At 66.9% G+C, this 21,252-nt stretch carries 18 protein-coding genes and 2 tRNA genes; 9 read left to right on the top strand and 11 right to left on the bottom strand.

Annotated elements, in window-relative coordinates:
- Positions 1-15: 15 nt before the first annotated feature.
- Both tsf and rpsB read right to left on the bottom strand, forming a co-directional pair.
- Entirely contained in the window at positions 16-909 is an 894-nt protein-coding gene (tsf, locus tag AC3EF3_RS08120; RefSeq protein ID WP_488531645.1) for a translation elongation factor Ts, read from the bottom strand.
- A gap of 85 nt (positions 910-994) precedes the next feature.
- The gene (rpsB, locus tag AC3EF3_RS08115; protein ID WP_488531644.1) at positions 995-1,747 is read right to left on the bottom strand and encodes a 30S ribosomal protein S2; all 753 of its coding nucleotides are present in this window, start codon (positions 1,745-1,747) and stop codon (positions 995-997) included.
- Between the two features lie 162 nt (positions 1,748-1,909).
- On the opposite strand from rpsB, the gene AC3EF3_RS08110 reads away from it, so the two are divergent.
- Genes AC3EF3_RS08110 through AC3EF3_RS08100 form a run of 3 tightly spaced genes read left to right on the top strand, consistent with a single transcriptional unit; the run spans position 1,910 to position 6,005 of the window.
- Entirely contained in the window at positions 1,910-3,259 is a 1,350-nt protein-coding gene (locus AC3EF3_RS08110) for an amidase (protein WP_488531643.1), read from the top strand.
- 22 nt (positions 3,260-3,281) lie between these two features.
- Complete coding sequence (locus tag AC3EF3_RS08105; RefSeq protein WP_488531642.1) at positions 3,282-4,556, top strand: D-amino acid dehydrogenase; 1,275 nt, start codon at positions 3,282-3,284, stop codon at positions 4,554-4,556.
- Between the two features lie 15 nt (positions 4,557-4,571).
- The gene (locus AC3EF3_RS08100; protein ID WP_488531641.1) at positions 4,572-6,005 is read left to right on the top strand and encodes an NAD(P)H-hydrate dehydratase; all 1,434 of its coding nucleotides are present in this window, start codon (positions 4,572-4,574) and stop codon (positions 6,003-6,005) included.
- On the opposite strand, the gene AC3EF3_RS08095 is transcribed toward AC3EF3_RS08100, so the two are convergent.
- On the bottom strand, positions 6,002-6,760 hold the full coding sequence (locus AC3EF3_RS08095; RefSeq protein WP_488531640.1) for an SDR family oxidoreductase: 759 nt from the start codon (positions 6,758-6,760) through the stop codon (positions 6,002-6,004). The two genes, AC3EF3_RS08100 and AC3EF3_RS08095, sit on opposite strands and share 4 nt — an antisense overlap.
- Positions 6,761-6,785: 25 nt before the next feature.
- On the bottom strand, positions 6,786-8,984 hold the full coding sequence (gene rnr, locus AC3EF3_RS08090; protein WP_488531639.1) for a ribonuclease R: 2,199 nt from the start codon (positions 8,982-8,984) through the stop codon (positions 6,786-6,788).
- An 86-nt stretch (positions 8,985-9,070) separates the two neighbouring features.
- Here rnr and AC3EF3_RS08085 point away from each other — a divergent pair.
- A tRNA-Leu gene (locus AC3EF3_RS08085) sits at positions 9,071-9,155 on the top strand.
- Between the two features lie 241 nt (positions 9,156-9,396).
- Positions 9,397-9,738: a helix-turn-helix domain-containing protein gene (locus tag AC3EF3_RS08080; protein WP_488531638.1), complete on the top strand. Its 342-nt coding sequence runs from the start codon at positions 9,397-9,399 to the stop codon at positions 9,736-9,738.
- Positions 9,739-9,886: 148 nt separating this feature from the next.
- Here AC3EF3_RS08080 and rimO read toward each other — a convergent pair whose 3' ends face one another.
- Together rimO and phaR are read right to left on the bottom strand one after the other, a co-directional pair.
- A complete protein-coding gene (gene rimO, locus AC3EF3_RS08075) occupies positions 9,887-11,269 on the bottom strand; it encodes a 30S ribosomal protein S12 methylthiotransferase RimO (RefSeq protein ID WP_488531637.1) in 1,383 nt (460 codons plus the stop codon).
- A gap of 30 nt (positions 11,270-11,299) precedes the next feature.
- Positions 11,300-11,833 (bottom strand): polyhydroxyalkanoate synthesis repressor PhaR, encoded by a 534-nt coding sequence (gene phaR, locus AC3EF3_RS08070; RefSeq protein WP_488531636.1) that lies wholly within the window; start codon positions 11,831-11,833, stop codon positions 11,300-11,302.
- Between the two features lie 157 nt (positions 11,834-11,990).
- On the opposite strand from phaR, the gene AC3EF3_RS08065 reads away from it, so the two are divergent.
- From AC3EF3_RS08065 to AC3EF3_RS08055, 3 genes are read left to right on the top strand one after another with little or no spacing between them, the layout of a single operon-like run.
- Positions 11,991-13,103 (top strand): TRAP transporter substrate-binding protein, encoded by a 1,113-nt coding sequence (locus AC3EF3_RS08065; protein WP_488531635.1) that lies wholly within the window; start codon positions 11,991-11,993, stop codon positions 13,101-13,103.
- A gap of 3 nt (positions 13,104-13,106) precedes the next feature.
- Entirely contained in the window at positions 13,107-13,772 is a 666-nt protein-coding gene (locus AC3EF3_RS08060) for a TRAP transporter small permease subunit (RefSeq protein ID WP_488531634.1), read from the top strand.
- Entirely contained in the window at positions 13,769-15,643 is a 1,875-nt protein-coding gene (locus AC3EF3_RS08055; protein WP_488531633.1) for a TRAP transporter large permease, read from the top strand. Before AC3EF3_RS08060 ends, AC3EF3_RS08055 begins: the two co-directional genes overlap by 4 nt.
- Before the next feature lie 36 nt (positions 15,644-15,679).
- Here the strand turns inward: AC3EF3_RS08055 and AC3EF3_RS08050 are convergent.
- The 3 genes from AC3EF3_RS08050 to AC3EF3_RS08040 all read right to left on the bottom strand — a co-directional run bounded on the left by AC3EF3_RS08050 (position 15,680) and on the right by AC3EF3_RS08040 (position 18,881).
- A tRNA-Val gene (locus AC3EF3_RS08050) sits at positions 15,680-15,756 on the bottom strand.
- 37 nt (positions 15,757-15,793) lie between these two features.
- Positions 15,794-17,974, bottom strand: a complete 2,181-nt coding sequence (locus AC3EF3_RS08045) for a RelA/SpoT family protein (RefSeq protein WP_488531632.1) — start codon at positions 17,972-17,974, stop codon at positions 15,794-15,796.
- Entirely contained in the window at positions 17,946-18,881 is a 936-nt protein-coding gene (locus tag AC3EF3_RS08040) for an alpha/beta fold hydrolase (protein ID WP_488531631.1), read from the bottom strand. Before AC3EF3_RS08040 ends, AC3EF3_RS08045 begins: the two co-directional genes overlap by 29 nt.
- 67 nt (positions 18,882-18,948) lie before the next feature.
- Here AC3EF3_RS08040 and AC3EF3_RS08035 point away from each other — a divergent pair, with 67 nt between their 5' ends.
- A complete protein-coding gene (locus AC3EF3_RS08035) occupies positions 18,949-19,719 on the top strand; it encodes a 3-hydroxybutyrate dehydrogenase (RefSeq protein WP_488531630.1) in 771 nt (256 codons plus the stop codon).
- Positions 19,720-19,722: 3 nt separating this feature from the next.
- Here the strand turns inward: AC3EF3_RS08035 and AC3EF3_RS08030 are convergent, their stop codons facing one another.
- Both AC3EF3_RS08030 and AC3EF3_RS08025 read right to left on the bottom strand, forming a co-directional pair.
- Positions 19,723-20,538: a metallophosphoesterase family protein gene (locus AC3EF3_RS08030; RefSeq protein WP_488531629.1), complete on the bottom strand. Its 816-nt coding sequence runs from the start codon at positions 20,536-20,538 to the stop codon at positions 19,723-19,725.
- A gap of 21 nt (positions 20,539-20,559) precedes the next feature.
- Positions 20,560-21,252, bottom strand: a complete 693-nt coding sequence (locus AC3EF3_RS08025) for an SIMPL domain-containing protein (protein WP_488531628.1) — start codon at positions 21,250-21,252, stop codon at positions 20,560-20,562.

Below are 21,252 nucleotides of genomic sequence, written 5' to 3'. Positions count from 1 at the left end.
GGGTTGCCCCCTTCTTTACGCGGCTTGCTTGGCGGCAGCGACCTGCGCGGCCACTTCGGCGGCGAAATCGTCGACCTTCTTCTCGATGCCCTCGCCCACCACGTAAAGCGTGAAGCCCTTCAGGGTGGTGCCCTTTTCCTTGAGCATCTGCTCCACGGTCTGCTTGTCGTTCTTCACGAACGGCTGGTTGAGCAGCGAGACTTCCTTCAGGAACTTCTGCACCGAGCCTTCCACCATCTTGGCGACGATGTCGGCGGGCTTGCCCGATTCGGCGGCCTTCTGCGTGGCGATCGAGCGCTCCTTCTCGACCAGGTCGGCGGAGACGTCCTTGCTGGACAGGGCGACCGGTTTCATGGCGGCCACGTGCATGGCGACGTCCTTGGCGGCCACGTCGTCGCCTTCGTACTCCACGACGACGCCGATACGCGTGCCGTGCAGGTAGGAGGCCAGCTTGCCGCCGCCGGCGAAGCGCTTGAAGCGGCGGAACGTCATGTTCTCGCCGATCTTGCCGATCAGGCCCTTGCGCACGTCCTCGAGCGTCGGGCCGAACCCGTCCTGCGAGTACGCGAGCGCCGACAGCGCAGCCACGTCGGCCGGGTTGTGCTTGGCGACCAGCTGCGCGGCGGCCTGAGCCATGGCGAGGAAGCTGTCGTTCTTGGCGACGAAGTCGGTTTCGCTGTTGGTCTCGAGGATCGCGCCGGTGGAGCCCTCGATGAACGCAGTGACCACGCCTTCGGCCGTGATGCGCGCGGCAGCCTTGCCGGCCTTGTTGCCCAGCTTCACGCGCAGGATTTCCTCGGCCTTGTCCATGTTGCCTTCGGCCTCGGTGAGTGCCTTCTTGCACTCCATCATCGGCGCGTCGGTCTTGCCACGCAGTTCGGCGACCATGCTTGCGGTGATTGCAGCCATTTCTCTTTCCTAGCCTTTCTGAAATTTTCGGATGTGAAAGGGGGCCCGAAAGCCCCCTTCATATCGCCTTGCGGGAGCCGGCGCTTTAAGCGGCGGCGCCTTCCTGCACTTCGACGAACTCGTCGCCGCCTTCGGACACGGCGCGCACCACGTCGGCGGCGGCGTTGGCCCGGCCTTCGAGCACGGCGTCGGCGATGCCGCGCGCGTACAGCGTGACGGCCTTGGAGGAGTCGTCGTTACCGGGGATCACGTAATCGATGCCCTCGGGCGAGTGGTTGGAGTCCACCACGCCGACGATCGGGATGCCCAGCTTCTTGGCTTCGGCCACGGCGATCTTGTGGAAGCCCACGTCGATCACGAACAGGGCGTCCGGCAGGTTGTTCATCTCCTGGATGCCGCCGATGTCCTTCTCGAGCTTGGCCATCTCGCGGGTGAACATGAGCTGTTCCTTCTTGCTCATGGACTCGAGGCCGGCTTCCTGTTGCGCCTTCATTTCCTTCAGACGCTTGAGGGAGGTCTTCACCGTCTTGAAGTTGGTCAGCATGCCGCCCAGCCAGCGCTGGTCGACGAAAGGCATGCCGCAGCGCTTGGCTTCGGCCGAGACGATCTCGCGGGCCTGGCGCTTGGTGCCGACCATGAGGATGGTGCCGCGGTTGGCCGCGAGCTGGCGCACGAACTTGGTCGCGTCCTGGAAAAGCGGGAGCGATTTCTCCAGGTTGATGATGTGGATCTTGTTGCGATGGCCGAAGATATACGGGGCCATCTTGGGGTTCCAGAAGCGCGTCTGGTGGCCAAAATGGACACCGGCTTCCAGCATTTGACGCATGGTCACGGACATGATGATTTCCTGAGGTTGGGTCTAAAATCCGGCCCGAAATCGCTGCAGTTCGCAGAACCGCCGCGACACCTTGGAGGGCTGGATTCGCGATTTGTCTTGCACTCGAGGCAACGCTCGAAGAGCACCACCCGGCAAAACCCAAAAATTATAGCAGCTTGCGCCTTGCCGACCTCCCGCCCCGACCTCCACCACATCCGTGAAGCGCTGACGCGCCGCAGGACCACCGCGACTGCCGAACTCGAGCAATCGATCGCCATCGCCCAGTCGCCCGCCTGCGACCGGGCTTTCCTGAAAACGACCTTCGACGAAGCGCGGGCCTGTGCATCCGCTTCGGCTTCGGCCGGGCATCCGCTGATGGGCTTGGCGGTCTCGGTCAAGGACCTGTTCGGCGTACGGGACCAGGTCACGGCCGCCGGCTCCGTGGCCCTGGGCGACGCTGCGCCCGCCGCCGACGATTGCCCAGCCGTGGCCCGCCTTCGCGCCGCCGGCGCGGCCCTGCTCGGCCGCACCAACATGACCGAATTCGCCTTCTCCGGCGTAGGCACGAACCCGCATTTCGGCACGCCGGCGAACCCGGCCGACCCGAAGGTCGCCCGCATCCCCGGCGGCTCCTCGTCCGGCGCGGCGGTGTCGGTCGCCACCGGCGCGGCGTTCATCGGGCTGGGTTCCGACACCGGCGGCTCGATCCGGATCCCGGCGGCGCTGACCGGGATCGTCGGGTTCAAGAACACGGCGCGGCTGGTGCCGACCGAGGGCGCGGTGCCCCTGTCGACCACACTCGACACGGTCTGCGCCATGACCCGCTCGGTGCGCGACGCCATCCTCGCGCACGAGGTCCTCGCCCACCGCTCGGTCAGGCTGGCCGACGTCCCGCTTTCGGGCTTTCGCTTCGCGGTCGCGCGCACGGGCATGCTCGAGTCGCTCGATGCGACCGTCGCCCGCGCTTTCGACCGCGCGCTGAAGGCACTGCGCGACGCCGGTGCGGCCGTGGTGGAGATCGAGCTCGGCGCGATTCGCGACCTGGGCACCATCCAGGCCACCGGCGGCTTCTCCGCTGCGGAGAGCTACGCCTGGCACCGGCAGCTGCTGGCCCGGGCGGGCGAGCGCTACGACCCGCGCGTGCGCGCCCGCATCGAACGCGGCGCCGGCATGAAGGCCTTCGAATACATCGAGCTCGTCACCGCGCGGCGCGAATGGATCGCACGGGTCGTCGATTCGCTGCGCGGCTTCGACGCCGTGCTCTCGCCCACCGTGCCCATCGTCGCGCCGCCGATCGCGCAGGTCGCTCCGGGAGCCGAGCGCGACGAGGAGTTCTTCCGCGTCAACGCGCTGTTGCTGCGGAACACCAGCATCGTGAACATGCTGGATGGTTGCGCGATCTCGATCCCCTGCCACGCGCCCGACGAACTTCCGGTGGGCCTCATGATCTGGCAAAGTGCCATGCACGACGACACGGTGCTGAACATCGCGCGGCTAGCGGAAGCCGCGCTCGCGAACGCAATCACTTCATGAATCGAATTGGGCAGGGACGGCGATGAGGATCGCCGTCATCGGCGCCGGCATCATCGGCATCACTACGGCTTTCGAACTGGCGGTGGACGGCCACGACGTCACCGTCTTCGAGCGGCGCTCGTCCGCGGCGGAAGAAACCAGCTTCGCCAATGCGGGCGTGATCGCGCCCGGCTACGTCACGCCCTGGGCGGCGCCCGGCATGCCGCGGAAGGTCGCGCGCTACCTGCTGTCCGACCATGCGCCGGTGCGCGTGAGCTGGCCGCTGACGGCCGCGGACATCGGCTGGATGTGGAAGTGGTACCACTCGTGCGAGCTCCAGGCCTACACGGCGAACCGGGCCCGCATGCAGCGGCTCGCGTTCTACAGCCGCACGCGGCTGCACGACATCACCGAGCACTTCGGCCTGGACTACGACCGCAGCACCGGCTACATGGTCATGCTGCGCACGGACAAGGACCGCCAGCTCGTGGAGCCGGGCCTGCAGGTGATGCGCGACGCGGGCGTCGCCTTCAAGGAGATCGCGCCGCAGGAAGCGCGCGTACTGGAGCCGGCGCTCAATACGGACACGGAGTTCGCCGGCGCCATCCACCTGCCGCAGGACGAAGTCGGCAACTGTCGCCAGTTCGCGCTGCAGCTCAAGGCCGAGTGCCAGACGCGCGGCGTCGGCTTCGAGTTCAACAGCACGGTGGCGCCGCTCAATCCCGCGACGCCGGGCTCGCTGCAGGTGACGAACGCGGACGGCGCGACGTCGCAGTGGAACTTCAACGCTGTCGTGGTGTGCGGCGGGGTCGACTCCGCCCGGCTGCTGCGCCCGCTCGGGCTCGAGGTGCCGCTCGCGCCGGTGTACGGTTACTCGATCAGCGCGCCGATCCGCGAGCCGCTCAACGCGCCGCGCAGCGGCATCATGGACGAGCGCTACAAGGTCGCGATCTCGCGCATGGGCAACCGCGTGCGCGTGGCCGGCAGTGCCGAGATCGGCGGCTCGCCGACGAAGAAACGCGCCAACTCGATCCAGACGCTCTACAAGGTGCTGCACGACTGGTTCCCGGGCGCGGCCCAGCTCGCGAACACCGGCGGCGCCACGGTGCAGGAGTGGAAAGGCGCGCGGCCGATGCTGCCCGACGGCCCGCCGATGCTCGGCGCCACAGGCATCCCCGGCGTGTGGATCAACCTCGGGCACGGATCGAGCGGCTGGGCGCTGTCGTGCGGCAGCGCGCGTGTGGTCGCCGACCTGATGTCCGGCCGCGAGCCCGATGTCGACGTCGAGGGACTCGGCGTGGAGCGCCTCGCCGCCTAACGCTACGATGCGCTGATGCGCCGCGTCACCCCCGATCGACCCTGGCCGCTGCACGACGTTGCGGGCACGCGCGCGATCGAGCAGGTCGCGGCAGCAGCACTTGCCCCGCACACCCTGATGCAGCGGGCCGGCCTGGCGGTGGCGCGACTGGCTCTGGCCATCGCGCCGCACGCGAGGCGGGTCTGGATCGCCTGCGGGCCGGGCAATAACGGGGGTGACGGCTTCGAGGCGGCGACACACCTGCATCTCTGGGGAAAGGCCGTGACGGTCACCTGGGCCGGCGACCCAGCCAAGGCGCCTGCCGATGCCCGCGCTTCATTGCAACGGGCGCGCGAGGCCGGCGTTGCGGTCGCGAGCGAGGCACCGGCGCAGTTCGACCTGGCCATCGACGCCCTGCTCGGCATCGGCTCTGCACGGCCGCTGGGCGCGACGATGGGCACCTGGGCCGACCGCATGAACACGGCGGGCGTGCCTGTTCTTGCGATCGACATGCCTTCCGGCCTGGCGAGCGACACCGGCACGGGCCACGGTGTCAGGGCGACCCACACGCTCAGCCTGCTCACACTGAAGCCGGGCCTATTCACCGCCGAGGGGCGCGACGCATCGGGCGAAGTGTGGTTCGACGATCTGGGCATCGACAGCAGCGATCACGCACCTTCCGCGTGGCTCGCCGGACCCGCGCCTGCCGGCCCGCGACCGCATGCCTCGCACAAGGGCACGTGGGGCGACGTCGCGGTGATCGGCGGGGGGCCGGGGATGACGGGCGCCGCCCTGCTCGCGGCCTCGGGCGCCTTGCACGCCGGCGCGGGGCGGGTCTTCGTCGGCCTGCTCGGCGACCCGATGCCGGTGGACGTCGCCCAACCCGAGCTGATGCTGCGCGCCTGGGACTCGCTGGATCTCGCGGCCATGACCGTCGCCTGCGGCTGCGGCGGTGGCGACGCCGTGCGTGCGCCGTTGCCGAAAGTCCTCTCCACTTCGCGCGCGCTGGTGCTCGACGCCGACGCCCTCAATGCCATCGCCGCCGACCCGCAATTGCAGGCACAGCTGCAGGCGCGCGGACGGCGGGGTCGGCCGACGGTGCTGACGCCGCATCCGCTCGAAGCGGCGCGGCTGCTGGGCCGCTTCGCGAAGGACGTGCAGTCCGACCGGATCGCCTCTGCCCGCGAACTCGCCTTTCGCTTCGGGTGCGTCGTGGTGCTGAAGGGATCGGGCTCGATCGTGTGCGCCCCCGATCGCGTGCCGCAGATCAACCCGACCGGCAATGCGCGCCTGGCGACAGCGGGAACCGGCGATGTGCTCGCCGGCCTGGTCGCGGCGAGGCTCGCCGCGAACACCGACGCCTTGCAGGCCGCGTCAGGCGCGGTGTTCGACCACGGGGGCATCGCCGACGAGTGGCCCGCCGGCCGCACGCTCACCGCATCACTGCTCGCGAAGGCGCTGCGGCCCTAGCCTCGACCGACGAAGGGCATCTTCGTCGCCATCACGGTGTGGAACAGCACGTTGGCTTCCAGCGGCAGGTTGGCCATGTACAGGATGGACTGGCCGACGATCCCCGCGTCCATCAGCGGCTCGACGGCGATCGTGCCGTTCGCCTGCGGCACGCCCTTGGCCATGCGCGCGGCCAGGTCCGTCATCGCGTTGCCGATGTCGATCTGGCCGACGGCGATGTCGTACTTGCGCCCGTCCAGCGACGCCGTCTTGGTCAGGCCCGTGACCGCATGCTTGGTCGCGGTGTAGGCGATCGAGTTCGGCCGCGGCGCGTGCGCCGAGATCGAGCCGTTGTTGATGATGCGCCCGCCCATGGGCTGCTGCGACTTCATCACCCGGAACGCCTCGCGGATGCCGTAGAACATGCCGTTGAGGTTGGTGTCGACGACTTTCTTCCAGTCGTCGTCGCTGATGTCCTCCAGCAGCGTCTGGCCCAGGCCCATGCCGGCGTTGTTGAACAGCAGGTCGACGCGCCCCCAGGCCTTCACCGTCGCGTCGAACAGCGCGCGGACCTGCGCCGGGTCCGTCACGTCGGTGGGAATCGCCAAGCCGCGATCGCCCGCACCGGATTCGGAGATCGTCTCCTGCAGCGGCTCCTTGCGGCGGCCCGCCACCGCGACCCGCCAGCCGTCGCGCAGCAGCGCCAGCGCCGCCGCCTTGCCGACGCCGGAGCCGCCGCCCGTGACGATCGCCACCCTTGCCTTGTCGTTTGCCATGTGTGTGTACTCCTCGTTGTGGTGTTCAGCGCCGCGCGCGCCCTTTGGGCTTCGCGGCGGATTTCTTCGCTGCGGTCTTGGCGGCCTTCTCCCCGCCCTTGTTTCCGGCCTTCTTGGCCGAGGCCTTGGACGTGCCGCCCTTGCCCGCACGGGCCGGCGGCGGCACGCCCTTGTCGCGCAAGGCACGCGCAACGAGCTCCTCGCCCTCGCGCACCAGGCGGAAATCGATCTTGCGGCCGTCCAGGTCCACGCGGCTGACCTGCACGCGCACCCGCGAGCCGATCGCATACCGGATGCCGGTGCGCTCGCCGCGCAGTTCCTGCCGCGCTTCGTCGAACTTGAAGTATTCGCCGCCCAGCTCGGTGATGTGCACCAGCCCCTCGACGTACATCTGGTCCAGCGTGACGAAGATCCCGAAGCTGGTGGCCGCCGTGACGACGCCGCCGTATTCCTCGCCCAGGTGCTCGCGCATGTACTTGCACTTCAGCCACGCTTCGACGTCGCGGCTCGCCTCGTCGGCGCGCCGCTCGTTGGCGCTGCAGTGGATGCCCGCCGCTTCCCACGCCAGCATCTCGCGGCTGGGCGGCGCGGCCGGCTTCTCCTTCTTGGCCTTGTGCGGCGCCGACTTCGCCGCCTGCGTCGCCAGCCGGCGCACCAGCTTCTCGTGCTGCTCGCCGGGCGTGGGCAGCGCGGGCAGTTCGTAGCGCTCGCCGTTCAGGATCGCCTTGATCACGCGATGGACCAGCAGGTCCGGGTAGCGGCGGATCGGCGATGTGAAGTGCGTATAGGCGTCGTACGCCAGGCCGAAGTGCCCGCTGTTGAACGGCGTGTAGATCGCCTGCTGCATCGAGCGCAGCAGCATGGTGTGGATCTGCTGCGCGTCCGGCCGGTCCTTGACCGCCTCGGCGATGCGCTGGAATTCGGAGGGCTGCGGGTCGTCGCTGATCGTGAGCGACACGCCCATGGCCTTCAGGTACTGGCGCAGGATTTCCTTCTTCTCCGGGGTCGGCCCCTCGTGTACGCGGTACAGCCCCGGGTGCTTGCTTTGCTGGATGAAATCGGCGGCGCAGACGTTGGCCGCGAGCATCGCCTCCTCGATCAGGCGGTGAGCGTCGGTGCGCACGCGCGGCACGATCTGCTCGATGCGGCCGTTCTCGTCGCAGATGATCTGGGTTTCGGTCGTCTCGAAGTCGACCGCGCCACGCACCTCGCGTGCCTTGAGCAGCACGCGGTAGACGTCGTGCAGGTTCAACAGGTCCTGTACGCGGTCCTTGCGCCGCGCCGCCTCGGGACCACGCGTGTTCGCCAGGATGGCCGCCACCTCGGTGTAGGTGAAGCGCGCATGGCTCCACATCACGCCCGGGTAGAACTGGTAGGCGAAGATCTCGCCGCTGGCGGTGATCAGCATGTCCGCGACCATGCACAGGCGCTCGACCTCCGGATTCAGCGAGCACAGCCCGTTCGAGAGCTTTTCCGGCAGCATCGGGATCACGCGCCGGGGGAAATAGACGCTGGTGGCACGGTCGTAGGCGTCGACGTCGATCGGGCTGCCCGTCTCGACATAGTGGCTGACGTCCGCGATCGCCACGAGCAGGCGCCAGCCCTTGCTGCGTCCGACCTTCGCCGGCTCGCAGTACACCGCGTCGTCGAAGTCGCGCGCGTCCTCGCCGTCGATGGTGACGAGCGGCACGTCGGTCAGATCGACGCGGTGCCGCTTGTCCTCGCGCCTCACCTTGTCCGGCAGCGCGCGCGCGAGCCCGATGCAGCCATCGGAGAACTCGTGCGGCACGCCGTACTTGCGCACGGCGATCTCGATCTCCATGCCGGGATCGTCGATCTCGCCCAGCACTTCCTTCACGCGGCCCACCGGCTGGCCATAGAGGCTGGGCGGCTCGGTCAATTCGACCACCACCACCTGCCCGGCCTTCGCCGAGCCGGTCGCGCCCTTGGGGATCAGCACGTCCTGGCCGTAGCGCTTGTCTTCCGGCGCGACCAGCCATACGCCGCTTTCGTGCAGCAGGCGCCCGATGATCGGTTGCGGCGGGCGCTCGATGATCTCGACCACGCGTCCTTCCGGGCGGCCCTTGCGGTCGTGCCGCACGACGCGCACCTTCACGCGATCCTTGTGCAGCACCGCGCGCATCTCGTTGGGCGGCAGGTAGATGTCGGCTTCGGCGTCGTCGCGGACGACGTAGCCGTGGCCGTCGCGATGGCCCTGGATCACGCCCTCGAATTCGTCGAGAAGGCCGATGGTGTGCGGGGGTGTGAGATGACTGACGTTTTTGATGTTAGAATCCTTGGTTCCTGAAAGCCCAGGTGGCGGAATTGGTAGACGCACTAGTTTCAGGTACTAGCGAGTAACATCGTGGGGGTTCGAGTCCCTTCCTGGGCACCATACTTGTACACAGAGAGCCTTGCAAGTCTTTGACTCGCAAGGCTTTTTTGTTTCTGGGGACAGCCCTTGGGGACGGCTTGGGGACAGCCCGACTCCCAGGTGTAGTCCTTCTCTCAATTGGCGGGCGCCGCTCAAACAGGTTGCTCACTTCGCTATTGTCGTCCACACGAGTTCGTTGCTTGTGATCACAACGTGTTGGATATGATGACTCAAGCAGCATTCAGTTGAGGAGTGTGACGACATGAAGGTTGGGGAGCAAATCAAGCGCCAGATGGACAAGGTCAAGATCTCCGTGCGCGAATTGTCGGAGCGCCTGGACGTTTCGGACCAGACCGTGCGCTACTGGATCAACAACCGCAACCTGCCGGGCAAGCAGTTAGCCAGGAAGCTCCAGACCATCCTGTCATTTCGTATCGATTGGACGGAAGGCGACTCGACCCCACCGGAGCCGTTGATTACCACTGCACCCGCGACGTCCGAGGACCAAGAAGGAATCAAGGCAATTCTGAACTTGCCCCTCGCAGTCAGACGATCGTTGTTCCAAGCCGCGATAGCAATGCACGCGTTCGCACGGAAAGAGTAGCAATCGTCATTTGGGGACATTGCCGTCCCCAAATCCCCGGCAAATCGCACCAGCTCTAGCTCAAGGTGCACTTCCTGGGCACCAGACAATCATAAAGCCGGCGCAAGCCGGCTTTATTCATTTGGGGCGGCGCAGAGATTGCAGCCTTTCAGACCGGTACCGCGACGAGGTCGTGCCCCTGCGCGCCCACGATGCGCGCCTTCGTGAATTCCCCCACCTTCAGCTGCTTGCTCAACTTTTCCGGCGGCAGCAGCTGCACGGTTCCGTCGATCTCCGGTGCATCGGCGTAGCTGCGGCCCACGCCGCCCCTGCGGCCAAGTGCCGGGGCGGAGTCGACGAGCACTTGCATGGTCGCGCCGATGCGCTCGCGCAGCTTGGCCGCCGAGACATCCTCGGCCACGGCCATGAAGCGGGCGCGACGTTCCTCGCGCACCTCCTGCGGCAGCATGCCGGGAATGTCGTTCGCCGCCGCTCCTTCCACAGGGCTGTACGCGAAGCAACCCGCGCGATCGATGCGCGCTTCGCGCATGAAGTCCAGCAGGTGCCGGAACTCCTCTTCCGTTTCGCCGGGGAAGCCCGCGATGAACGTACTGCGAACGACCAGCTCGGGACACATCTCGCGCCAGCGGGCGATGCGCTCCAGGTTCTTCTCGCCGTTGGCGGGCCGCTTCATCCGCTTGAGCACGTCGGGGTGGCTGTGCTGGAAAGGCACGTCGAGGTAAGGCAACACCTTGCCTTCCGCCATCAGTGGGATCACTTCGTCCACGGATGGGTAGGGATACACATAGTGCAGGCGCACCCATGCGCCATACGGCTGGGCCAGTTCACCCAGCGACTGCACCAGCTCCAGCATGCGCGTCTTCACCGGCCGGCCTTCCCAGAAGCCCGTGCGGTACTTGACGTCCACGCCGTAGGCCGAGGTGTCCTGGCTGATCACCAGCAGCTCCTTCACGCCGCCTTCGAAGAGCGCCTTCGCCTCCTTCAGCACGTCGCCGATCGGGCGGCTCACCAGGTCGCCGCGCATCGACGGGATGATGCAGAAGGTGCAGCGGTGGTTGCACCCTTCGCTGATCTTCAGGTAGGCGTAGTGCTTCGGCGTCAGCTTGATGCCGGCCGCGGGCACGAGGTCGACGAACGGGTCGTGCGGCTTGGGCAGGTTGGCATGGACCGCGTCCATCACCTCCTGCGTCGCATGCGGGCCGGTGACCGCGAGCACCGACGGATGGATCTGCTTGACCAGGTTGCCACCGCCTTCGCCCGGCTTGGCACCGAGGCAGCCGGTGACGATCACCTTGCCGTTCTCCGCCAGTGCCTCGCCGATCGTGTCCAGGCTTTCCTTGACGGCATCGTCGATGAAACCGCAGGTGTTGACGATCACGAGGTCCGCGCCCTCGAAGGTCTTGGCGGTCCGGTAGCCCTCGGCGCTCAACTGCGTGAGGATCAGCTCGGAATCGGTCAGCGCCTTCGGACAGCCGAGGCTGACGAAACCGACCCTGGGGGCCTTGTTCTCGGGGGAAACGACTTCACTCATTCCCCGTATTGTCCCAGAGGGACGGGGAACTTACCGTTTAATGCCGAATGCCCCGAGCATCTGCTCGGTCTGCTTGGCCATCTGCTCCTGCATGGTGTCGAACATCTTCTTCGACTGCTCGACGTAATTCCCCATCATTCCCTGCGTGAGGGGGTTCTGCATGTTCATGAACTGGGCCCACATCTCGGGCGTGAGCGACTTCGACTGCTCGGCCAGCTTGTTGTTGATTTCCATGAAGGCCTGCACGTTCTTCTCGAGGTACGTGCCCATGAAGGCCTGCGCGGCATGCCCGTAGATACGGATGAGGTTGGCGAGCGCGACCTCGCTGAACATGGGCTGCCCGCCCGCCTCTTCTTCCAGGATGATCTGCAGCAGGATGGCGCGCGTGAGGTCCTCGTTGGTCTTGGCGTCGCGTACCACGAAAGGCTCGTTGTCCATCACGAGCTGCTTGACCTCGGCCAGGGTGATGTACGAGGAAGTGTCGGTGTCGTACAGCCGCCGGTTGGGGTATTTCTTGATCACCCGCTGCGCCGGCTTCACTCCGCCCGTTCTCTTGCTTTGCACTGGCTGCTCCTCGCCCCGCTTATTGCATCGCAACAGATTCTAGGGGAGCGGCGCCAGCACCGCTCCGCCGTGAGCATCCGTGTAAACCCTCTCACCCCGCCGTGGGCCGCGCCGAAAGATTGGCTTGCTAACGATCCTCGTCAACCAGGAGAAAGCCATGACCGAGCTGAAAACGCCTCGTCGCCGCACCCTGCTGAAGGGCGCGGCCGTTGCCGCCGGAGCGATGAGCGCACCGATGGCCGCCGTCGCGCAAGCGGGGCCGGTTTCGTTTCGGTTCCAGAGTACCTGGCCCTCGAAGGACATCTTCCACGAGTTCGCGCTGGACTTCGCGCAGAAGGTGAACGACATGGCCGGCGGCGAGATCAAGGTCGACGTGCTGCCCGCGGGCGCCGTGGTCAAGGCGTTCGACCTGCTGGACGCCGTCAGCAAAGGGACGCTCGATGGGGGCCACGGCGTGCTGGTGTACTGGTACGGCAAGAACCCGGCGCTGGCCTTGTGGGGATCGGGCCCCGCGTTCGGCATGGATTCGAACATGCTGCTGGCGTGGCACAAGTACGGCGGCGGCAAGGAGCTGCTGGCCGACATCTACAAGAGTCTCAACATGGATGTGGTGTCTTTCCCGTACGGGCCGATGCCCACCGAGCCGCTCGGCTGGTACAAGAAGCCGATCGCCAGCGCCAGCGACTTCAAGGGACTGAAGTTCCGCACGGTCGGCCTGGGCATCGAACTCTTCACCGGCATGGGCGCCGCGGTGAACGCGCTGGCCGGCGGCGACATCGTGCCCGCGCTCGACCGCGGCCTCATCGAGGCGGCCGAGTTCAACAACCCGTCGTCCGATCGAGCGCTCGGCTTTCCCGACGTCGCGAAGGTGTACATGATGCAAAGTTTCCACCAGTCGGCCGAGACGTTCGAGATCCTCTTCAACAAGCCGAAGTACGACGCGCTCCCGGCAAAACTCAAGGCAGTCATCGCCAACGCGGTGGAAGCCTCGTCGGCCGACATGTCGTGGAAGGCCATCGACCGCTACTCCCGGGATTACATCGAGATCCAGGTCAAGGACAAGGTACGGGTCTACCGCACACCGAACAGCGTGCTGCAGGAGCAGCTGAAGATCTGGGACCAGGTGACCGAGAAGAAATCGGCCGAGAACCCGTGGTTCAAGAAGGTCCTCGATTCGCAGAAGGCCTTCGCGCAGCGTGTGACGAAGTGGAGCAACGACCAGCAGGTCGACTTCAGGATGGCGGCCAACCACTACTTCGGTCGCAAGTAGCCGATGCGCATCCAGCGGGCCTTGCTGATGGCCGACAGCATCAGCACGTGGTGCGGCAAGGCCTTCTCGTGGCTGATCATCCTGCTCACGGCCGGTGTGTGCGTCGAGGTCTTCAAGCGCTATCTCCTCAACGCGCCGACCGCCTGGAGCTTCGACGCCGACTACATGACGTACGGCGTGCTGTTCATGATGTGCGGCGCCTACACGCTGGCGCAGGACGCGCATGTGCGTGGCGACTTCCTCTACAGCTCCATGAAGCCGCGCACGCAGGCCTGGTTCGACCTGGTGCTGTACTTCGTGTTCTTCCTGCCCGGCATCGCGGCGCTGGTCTACGCGGGCGCGGACTTCGCGTGGGCTTCGTGGCTGATCCGCGAACACGTGAACGACACTGCCGACGGCCCGCCGGTGTACCCGTTCAAGATGATCATCCCGCTGGCCGGCACGATGGTGATGCTGCAAGGCGTCGCCGAGATGGCGCGCTCTATCGTGTGCATCCGCACCGGCGCGTGGCCGCCTCGCCTGAAGGATGCCGAAGAGATCGACGTGGTCGGTGAACAGCTTGCGCACAGTGAGTACGTCGACGAGGAATCGCGGCAGCGCGCCATCGAGCAGGCCGCCGCGATCGATGAAGCCGCGCGCCAGCGGTCGCGGGAGGACAGGATTACATGAGCGATCCCGCGCTGGGACTCACGATGCTTGCGCTCATCGTGGTCGTGATCATGATGGGCTTCCCGACGGCGTTCACCCTCATGGGGCTGGGCATCGTGTTCGGCTTCGTCGCGCTGTACCAGCCGGGGCAGCCCTGGACGCAAAACCACGTCTTCGACCTGATGGTCCAGCGCACCTATGGCGCGATGACGAACGACACGCTCATCTCCATCCCGCTGTTCGTGCTGATGGGCTACGTCATGGAGCGCGGCGCGCTGGTTGACAAGATGTTCTACAGCGTACAGCTCGCGTTCCGCCGCGTGCCCGCTTCGCTCGCCGTGGCCACGCTGATCATCTGCACGTTCTGGGGCATCGCGTCGGGCCTGGTCGGGGCCGTCGTCGTGCTGATGGGCGTGATCGCGTTCAACCCGATGCTCAAGGCCGGTTACGACGTGCGCCTCGCCTCCGGCGTGATCACCGCGGGCGGCACGCTCGGCATCCTGATCCCGCCTTCCGTCATGATCATCGTGTACGCCGCCGTCGCTGGGCAGTCGGTGGTCAAGCTCTACGCCTCGGCGATGTTCCCGGGCTTCTTTCTCTCGTTCCTCTATCTCGTCTACATCGTCGGCTGGGCACTGATCAACCCGAAGATCGCGCCGAAGCTCCCTGAAAACGCGGTGCGCGTGCCGGTGCCAGCCTGGGTTCCCGCACTGCAGCAGGCCTATTCGCGCAACATGCTGGTGACGCTGGCCCGGGCCCTCGTCTCCCCCGCGAACGCGCTGCGCATCCAGGCCGGGGATGTACGCATCACCTACCGCAGGCTCGCGAGAAACTTCATCGCAGCGCTCGTGCCCTTGCTGCTTTGCGCGCTGACGTTCTACGGTGTGTGGTGGTATGTCGTTATCCACCAGCGCGCCGAGCCCGGGCCCGCCGTCGTGTCCGCGAAGGCGACGGCCTCGCCGCCGCAGGAGATCACCCTCCCCGCCGACGAGAAGCCGCAGGAGCTGGGCGCAACGGCGATCGAGTCCGCGCCGGGCGTATCGCCATCCGACCATTCGGACACCGTCGAGCAACTGGGCACGCCGGAGCTGCTGAAAGAAGGTCCGGCCGCGCCGGCGGAAGCCGGTCCCGCCCCGGAGTTCTATACGTGGTTCTGGATGTCGGTGGGCGCGACGGCGCTGGTGCTCGCGTTCTACTACTGGCGGCTCGGCGCGGAGCAGTTCGAAGTGCTGAAGCTGCTCACGACGTCGGTGATGCCCTTGGGCATCCTCACCGTTGTGGTCCTCGCGGTGATCCTGCTCGGGATCACCACTGCGACCGAGTCGGCGGCCGTCGGGGCGGCCGGCGCCTTCCTGCTCGCAGTGCAGGCCCGCACGCTCACGTGGCAGCGCGTGAAGGAATCGGTGTTCCTGACCGCCAAGACCACGGCCATGGTGTGCTGGCTGTTCGTGGGCTCGGCGCTCTTCTCGGCCGTTTTCGCGTTGCTGGGCGGCCAGCAGCTGATCGAGCGATGGGTCCTGTCGCTGAACATGACGCCGGTTGAATTCATGATCCTGTCGCAGGCCATCATCTTCGTGCTCGGATGGCCGCTCGAATGGACCGAGATCATCGTGATCTTCGTGCCGATCTTCCTGCCGCTGTTGAAGCACTTCGGGATCGACCCGATCCTGTGGGGCACGCTGGTGTTCGTGAACCTGCAGGCCGCCTTCCTCTCGCCGCCCGTCGCGATGTCGGCGTTCTACCTGAAGGGCGTTTCCCCGCCGCACGTGACGCTCAACCAGATCTTCGCGGGCATGATGCCCTACATGATCATCGTGATCGTCTGCATGGTGTTCATGTACATCTGGCCGGGCATGACGCTATGGCTGCCCAGCTACCTGTACGGAGGGTAGAAAAGGAACGGCACCCGCAGGTGCCGTTCATGGTGTTGGTAGGCGCGATTGGACTCGAACCAACGACCCCCACCATGTCAAGGTGGTGCTCTAACCAGCTGAGCTACGCGCCTGTGATCGTTCGAGCCCGCGATTGTAGCAGGCCCGCGGTCACCGCCTCCGCGCGCGGCGCACGCCCGGCACTTCGCCGACCACCCCCAGCACCTTGGCCAGCCGGCTCGCGTCGGCCACCTCCACCGTGAACGTCATCCACGCCGTGCCTTTCACGCTGGAGGTCTGCACGCCGATCACGTTCATCTTCTCCTTGGCGAACACCTCCGTGATGTCGCGCAGCAGGCCCTGGCGGTCGGTCGCCTCCACCGTGACGTCGACCGGGTAGACGGCGCCCTCGGCCCCGCCCCACTCCACCTCGATCACCCGCTCGGGCGCCTTGGCCTGCAGCTCGTGGAAGCTCGGACAGTCGCGCCGGTGGATGCTCACGCCCTTGCCGCGCGTCACGAACCCGGCGATCGCATCCGGCGGGGCGGGCTTGCAGCAGCGCGCGAGCTGCGTCATCAGCGAATCGATGCCAACCACCAGCACGCCGCCCTTGGAGGTGCGCGGTGCGGGGCGGGGCTTTTTCAGCAGGAACTCGTCTTGCGGCAGCGGGGGCTCGGGCGGCTTGAGCAGCGTCTCGATGTTGCGCAGCGAGTATTCGTCCTTGCCGACGACGGCGAACAGGTCCTCGGCCGACTTGAAGCCGAGCTGCGCGGCCAGGTCCTCGAGCTTGACGGCCGTCCTGCCCTCGCGCTGCAGGAGCTTTTCGACCAGCTCGCGGCCGCGGGCGACGGTTTCGTGCCGCAACTGCTCGTTGAACCACGCGCGCACCTTGGCTTTCGCCCGGTGGCTGGCGAGGAAGCCGAGCTCGGGATTCAGCCAGTCGCGCGAGGGGCCGCCCTCCTTCGCCGCGACGATTTCCACGGTCTGCCCGTTCGCCAGCGGCGTGTTGAGCGGCACCATCGCGCCATCGACCTTGGCGCCGCGGCAGCGGTGCCCCAGGCTGGTGTGCACGGTGTAGGCGAAATCGACCGGCGTCGCGCCCTGGGGCAGCTCCACGATCGCCGCCTCGGGCGTGAGCACGTAGATGCGGTCGTCGAACAGGCCCTTGGCCGCGCCGGCGAGGTCGCGCTCCCATGCCAGCAGTTGCCGCAAGACCGCGATCTTGGCGTCGTACTCGCCGCTGGCGGAGACACCCGCATAGCCCTTCTGCCCGGCCTCCTTGTACGCCCAATGGGCCGCCACGCCGTGCTCGGCGTGCTCGTGCATCGCCTGCGTGCGGATCTGGATCTCGATCGGGCGGCCCTGCGCATCGCGCACGATGGTGTGCAGCGACTGGTAGCCATTGGGCTTGGGCTTGGCGATGTAGTCGTCGAACTCCTCGACGATGGGCGCGAACTGCTGGTGCACCCACGACAGCGCCGCGTAGCAGTCCTTCACCTCGGGCACGATCACGCGCAGCGCACGCACGTCGAACACCTGGTCGAAGTCCAGCCCCTTGCCGCGCATCTTCTTGACAATGCTGTAGATGTGCTTCGGTCGGCCGTGCACCGTGGCGCGGATGCCTTGCGCGTTCAATTCACGCTCCAGGCGCGAACGCAGTTCCTCGACGTACTGCTCCCGCTCGACGCGCTTTTCGTCGAGCATCTTCGCGATGCGCTTGTAGGTCTGCGGCTCGAGGAAGCGGAAGGCCAGGTCCTCCATCTCCCACTTCACCTGCCAGATGCCCAGGCGGTTGGCCAGGGGCGCGAAGACGTTCAGCGCCTCGCGCGCGACGCTGGCCGGGGCCACCGTCTTGCGGGCGGCGTGCCAGCGCAGCGTCTGCAGGCGAGAGGCCAGCCGCAGCAGCACCACGCGCAGGTCGCGCGAGAACGCCAGCAGCATCTTGCGCACGGTCTCGGTCTGCGCCTTGGTGTCCTCGACGCCCCCTTCGGCTTCGCGCGTCTGCTGCTGGATGCGCACCAGCTTGTTGGTCTCGATCGCGAGCTTGGCGTAACTCTCGCCGAACGCCTTCGCGATCACCTCTTCCGGCTTGTTCAGGTACGCGCAGGCGTACACGAGGTAGCTCGCGGCCTGCATGGCCTCGGAGCCGCCCATCTGCTTGAGGACAGCCGCCACCGCATCGGCGTGCGCCAGCGTGTTCTCGCCGGTGTCCAGCGTCTCGCCCGCGATCAGCGGCTCGGCGAAGGCACGCGCCCGCGCGAGCGCGTTCGCCTGCTGCGGCAGCGCCTGCTCGGTCGCAGCGATCAGCTCCGGGACCTGCTGCTCAGCCTGTTCCGCTGCGAGGCTTTTCATCGGCGGAATCCAGCAGGAACAAGGCCACGGCCTCGACCTGGTTGTCGGGAACGAAGGTGGGTGCGTGGCCCACACCGGGGAATTCGACCAGGCTCGCGCGTGGGCCGCGCTGCGTCATCGCCAGCGCCGTCTCCTTCGCGAACAGGTCCGATTCGGCGCCGCGCGTCACCAGCACGCGCGCCTCGATGTTGTCGTACAGGCGCCAGAGCGCGGCCTCGCCTTGCGCGGCGGACTCCCGCGTGATCGCCTGCGCCGGCACGGCGATCGCCGGATCGTAGTGCAGCGTCACGCCGCCTTCCGGGAGCTCGCGCACCATGGGCCCCGACAGCGCAAGCCATTGCCCGGGCGTGTGGGGACCGAAGCCGGTGGAGATGGCCCACATCGCGTCGGCCGCCTGCTGCACGCTCTGGAAGCGGCCGGTCTTGCCCAGGTAGCCCTTGATGCGCTCGATGGCCTTCCACTCGATCGTCGGCCCCACGTCGTTGAACACCATGCGGCGCACCGGCGCGGGCAAGGGCAGCTTCGGGGTTCCGGCGATGCCCAGGCCGATCAGCCCGCCCATGCTGGTGCCTACCCAGTCGATCGTGGAAACCGGTGCCTGCTTGTGCATCTGCCCCAGCATCGCGAGCATGTCGCCGACATAGGTCGGCAGCTGGTAGCCCATCGGGTCCTTCAACCAGTCGCTGCGGCCGCGGCCGACGACGTCGGGGCAGACGACGCGCAGATGTCCCCCGGCGCGCTGCACCAGCGACCGGGCGAGCACGTCGAAATCGCGGCCTTGGCGCGACAGCCCGTGCACGCACACGACGACGTGATCCGCGGCCGCGTCACCCCACTGCCAGTAAGCCATGCGGTGCCCGCCCGAGGCATCGGGGCAGGATACGTAGTTCAGCGTAGGGTCTGGCATGGTGAACAAAAAACCGCATACTGTGCGGCGGACCTTTTCCTATCCTAGTTCAAGTACGGAGACCATCATGCTGAAGGGCAAAACAGCGCTCGTCACGGGTTCGACCAGTGGCATCGGGCTGGGCATCGCCAAGGCGCTCGCCAGGCAAGGCGCGAACATCGTGCTCAACGGCTTCGGGGGCGTCGAAGGACCGAAGGCGCAAGTCGAGGCGTTCGGCGTGAAGGTCGCCTACCACGGCGCGGACATGAGCAAGCCCGCCGAGATCGAGGCCATGATGAAGTTCGCGGCCGATACCTTCGGGCGCGTCGACATCCTCGTGAACAACGCCGGCATCCAGCATGTCGCGCCGGTGGAGGATTTTCCGCCCGAGAAGTGGGACCAGATCATCGCGATCAACCTGTCGAGCGCGTTCCACACCACGCGCCTGGCGTTGCCCGCAATGAAGAAGGCGAACTGGGGCCGCGTCATCAACGTGGCCTCCGTGCACGGCCTCGTGGCTTCGGCGCAGAAGTCGGCCTACGTCGCCTCCAAGCACGCGATCGTCGGTCTCACCAAGACCGTCGCGCTCGAGAACGCCACCACCGGCGTCACGTGCAACGCGATCTGCCCCGGCTGGGTGCTGACGCCGCTGGTGCAGAAGCAGGTCGATGCGATCGCGTCCAACAACAAGCTGTCGAACGACGCGGCCACGCAGCAATTGCTGCGCGAGAAGGAGCCGTCGATGCAGTTCACCACGCCCGAGGAACTGGGCGAGCTCGCCGTGTTCTTCTGTTCCGACGCCGCGAAGAACGTGCGCGGCGTCGCATGGAACATGGACGGCGGCTGGGCCGCGCAGTAAACCTCAGCCGCCGAGCGTCAGCTCATACGGGTGCGTGAGCTCGAAGCGATCGTCCGCCAGGTCGTAATCCCAGCGCTCGAGCCGGCACACCCGCGGACCGTCAGGCCCGGGTGACGTCCAGCGCACCACGTTGACCGAATTCGGCGTGTTGTGCCGCACGCGCAGCGAAAGCGCCGTGCCCGCCTGCACGCAATACATCGGCCGCTGCACGCCTTTGACCAGCGCACACACATCGCTCACGTAAGGCAGGTGGATGTGGCCGCCCAGCACGAGGTCGGCCCCGGCCTCGGACCAGGCCTTCACGGCTTCCTCTCCACCGTGCAACCGGTTCTTCTCGTCCTCGGGCCGCATCACGCAGGCTGGCTGGTGGGTCACCACGACACGCAGCTTCGCGCGCGGGATCTGCCGCAGCATCTCGACCACCCGCCGGATCTGCTGCGGCGAGACTTCACCGTCCTTGTGGCGCTCGGGTCTCGTCGTGTTCACGCCGATGATGAGCGCATCCGGCAGCTCCAGCACCGGTTCGAGATCGTGCCCGAACGCGCGCCGCCAGCCGTGCCACGGCGCGATCACGCGTGCGAACACGTTGTAGAGCGGAATGTCGTGGTTGCCGGGCAGCGCCAGCATCTTCGGGATACGCAGCGAATCGCAGAACTGCCGTGCCGCCGTGAATTGCGCCGGACGTGCGCGCTGCGTGACGTCGCCGGACAGGACCAGCGCATCGGCCTCGAGGTCGTGCGCGAGGGTCTGCAGCGCGGTGACGACCGGCGCATCCTCCGTGCCGAAATGCGTGTCCGAGATGTGCAGCAGGACCGCCATGCGGCGATTGTCCGCCGCCCGTCAGCGCAACTGGACGGATCCCGATACGGTGACCGTGACCGAGGCTTTGCCCGCCTCGACCGGAACGGGCGACGATTCGGACATCGCGGACGCCTGCGCCGTCATGCGCATGCGCGGCACCGGGCCGATGTCGTTCGACGCCACCGAGACCTCGCGCAGCGTGTAGCCCGAGAACCCGAAGCCGCGGGCCAGTTCGGAAGCCTTTGCCTTGAAGCGCTCGATCGCCATCGCCTGGGCATCCGTTTCCACTTTCGCGCGCTGCTCGCGGCTGAGGCCGAACCCCACGTTGCCGATGGTCATCGTGGACACGCGCGCAGCCGCCTGCGTGATGCGCGCGAAGTCGCGGCCTTCCAGCACCAGCTCCGCCGTGCCGCGCCAGCCCGTGATGCGGCCCGGACCCGAATAGCGCGGGTACACGGAGAACACGCCGGTGCGCACGTCCAGCTGTCCCGGCTCGGCGGTCTTGCGCGCTTCGGCCAGCGCGGCGTCGAGCGCCGCCTTGAGCTGCGACTGCACACCGGCGGCATCGCTGCCTTCGCGCGTGGTCGTGAGGCTCAGGCTCAGCAGGTCCTGCTGGACTTCCATGGTGCCGCTGGCCGCGAGCTGCAGCACGTTCTGCGGGGGTGGCAGGGTCTGGGCGGAAATGGCTGAGGCTGCCAGCAGCAAACCGGCAACAGCGAGTGTCTTCTTCAT

Source organism: Ramlibacter sp. GS1-15 (genome assembly GCF_057785015.1).
Note: the sequence above shows the minus strand (reverse complement) of the source record. Positions and strands in the feature narration are given on the sequence as shown.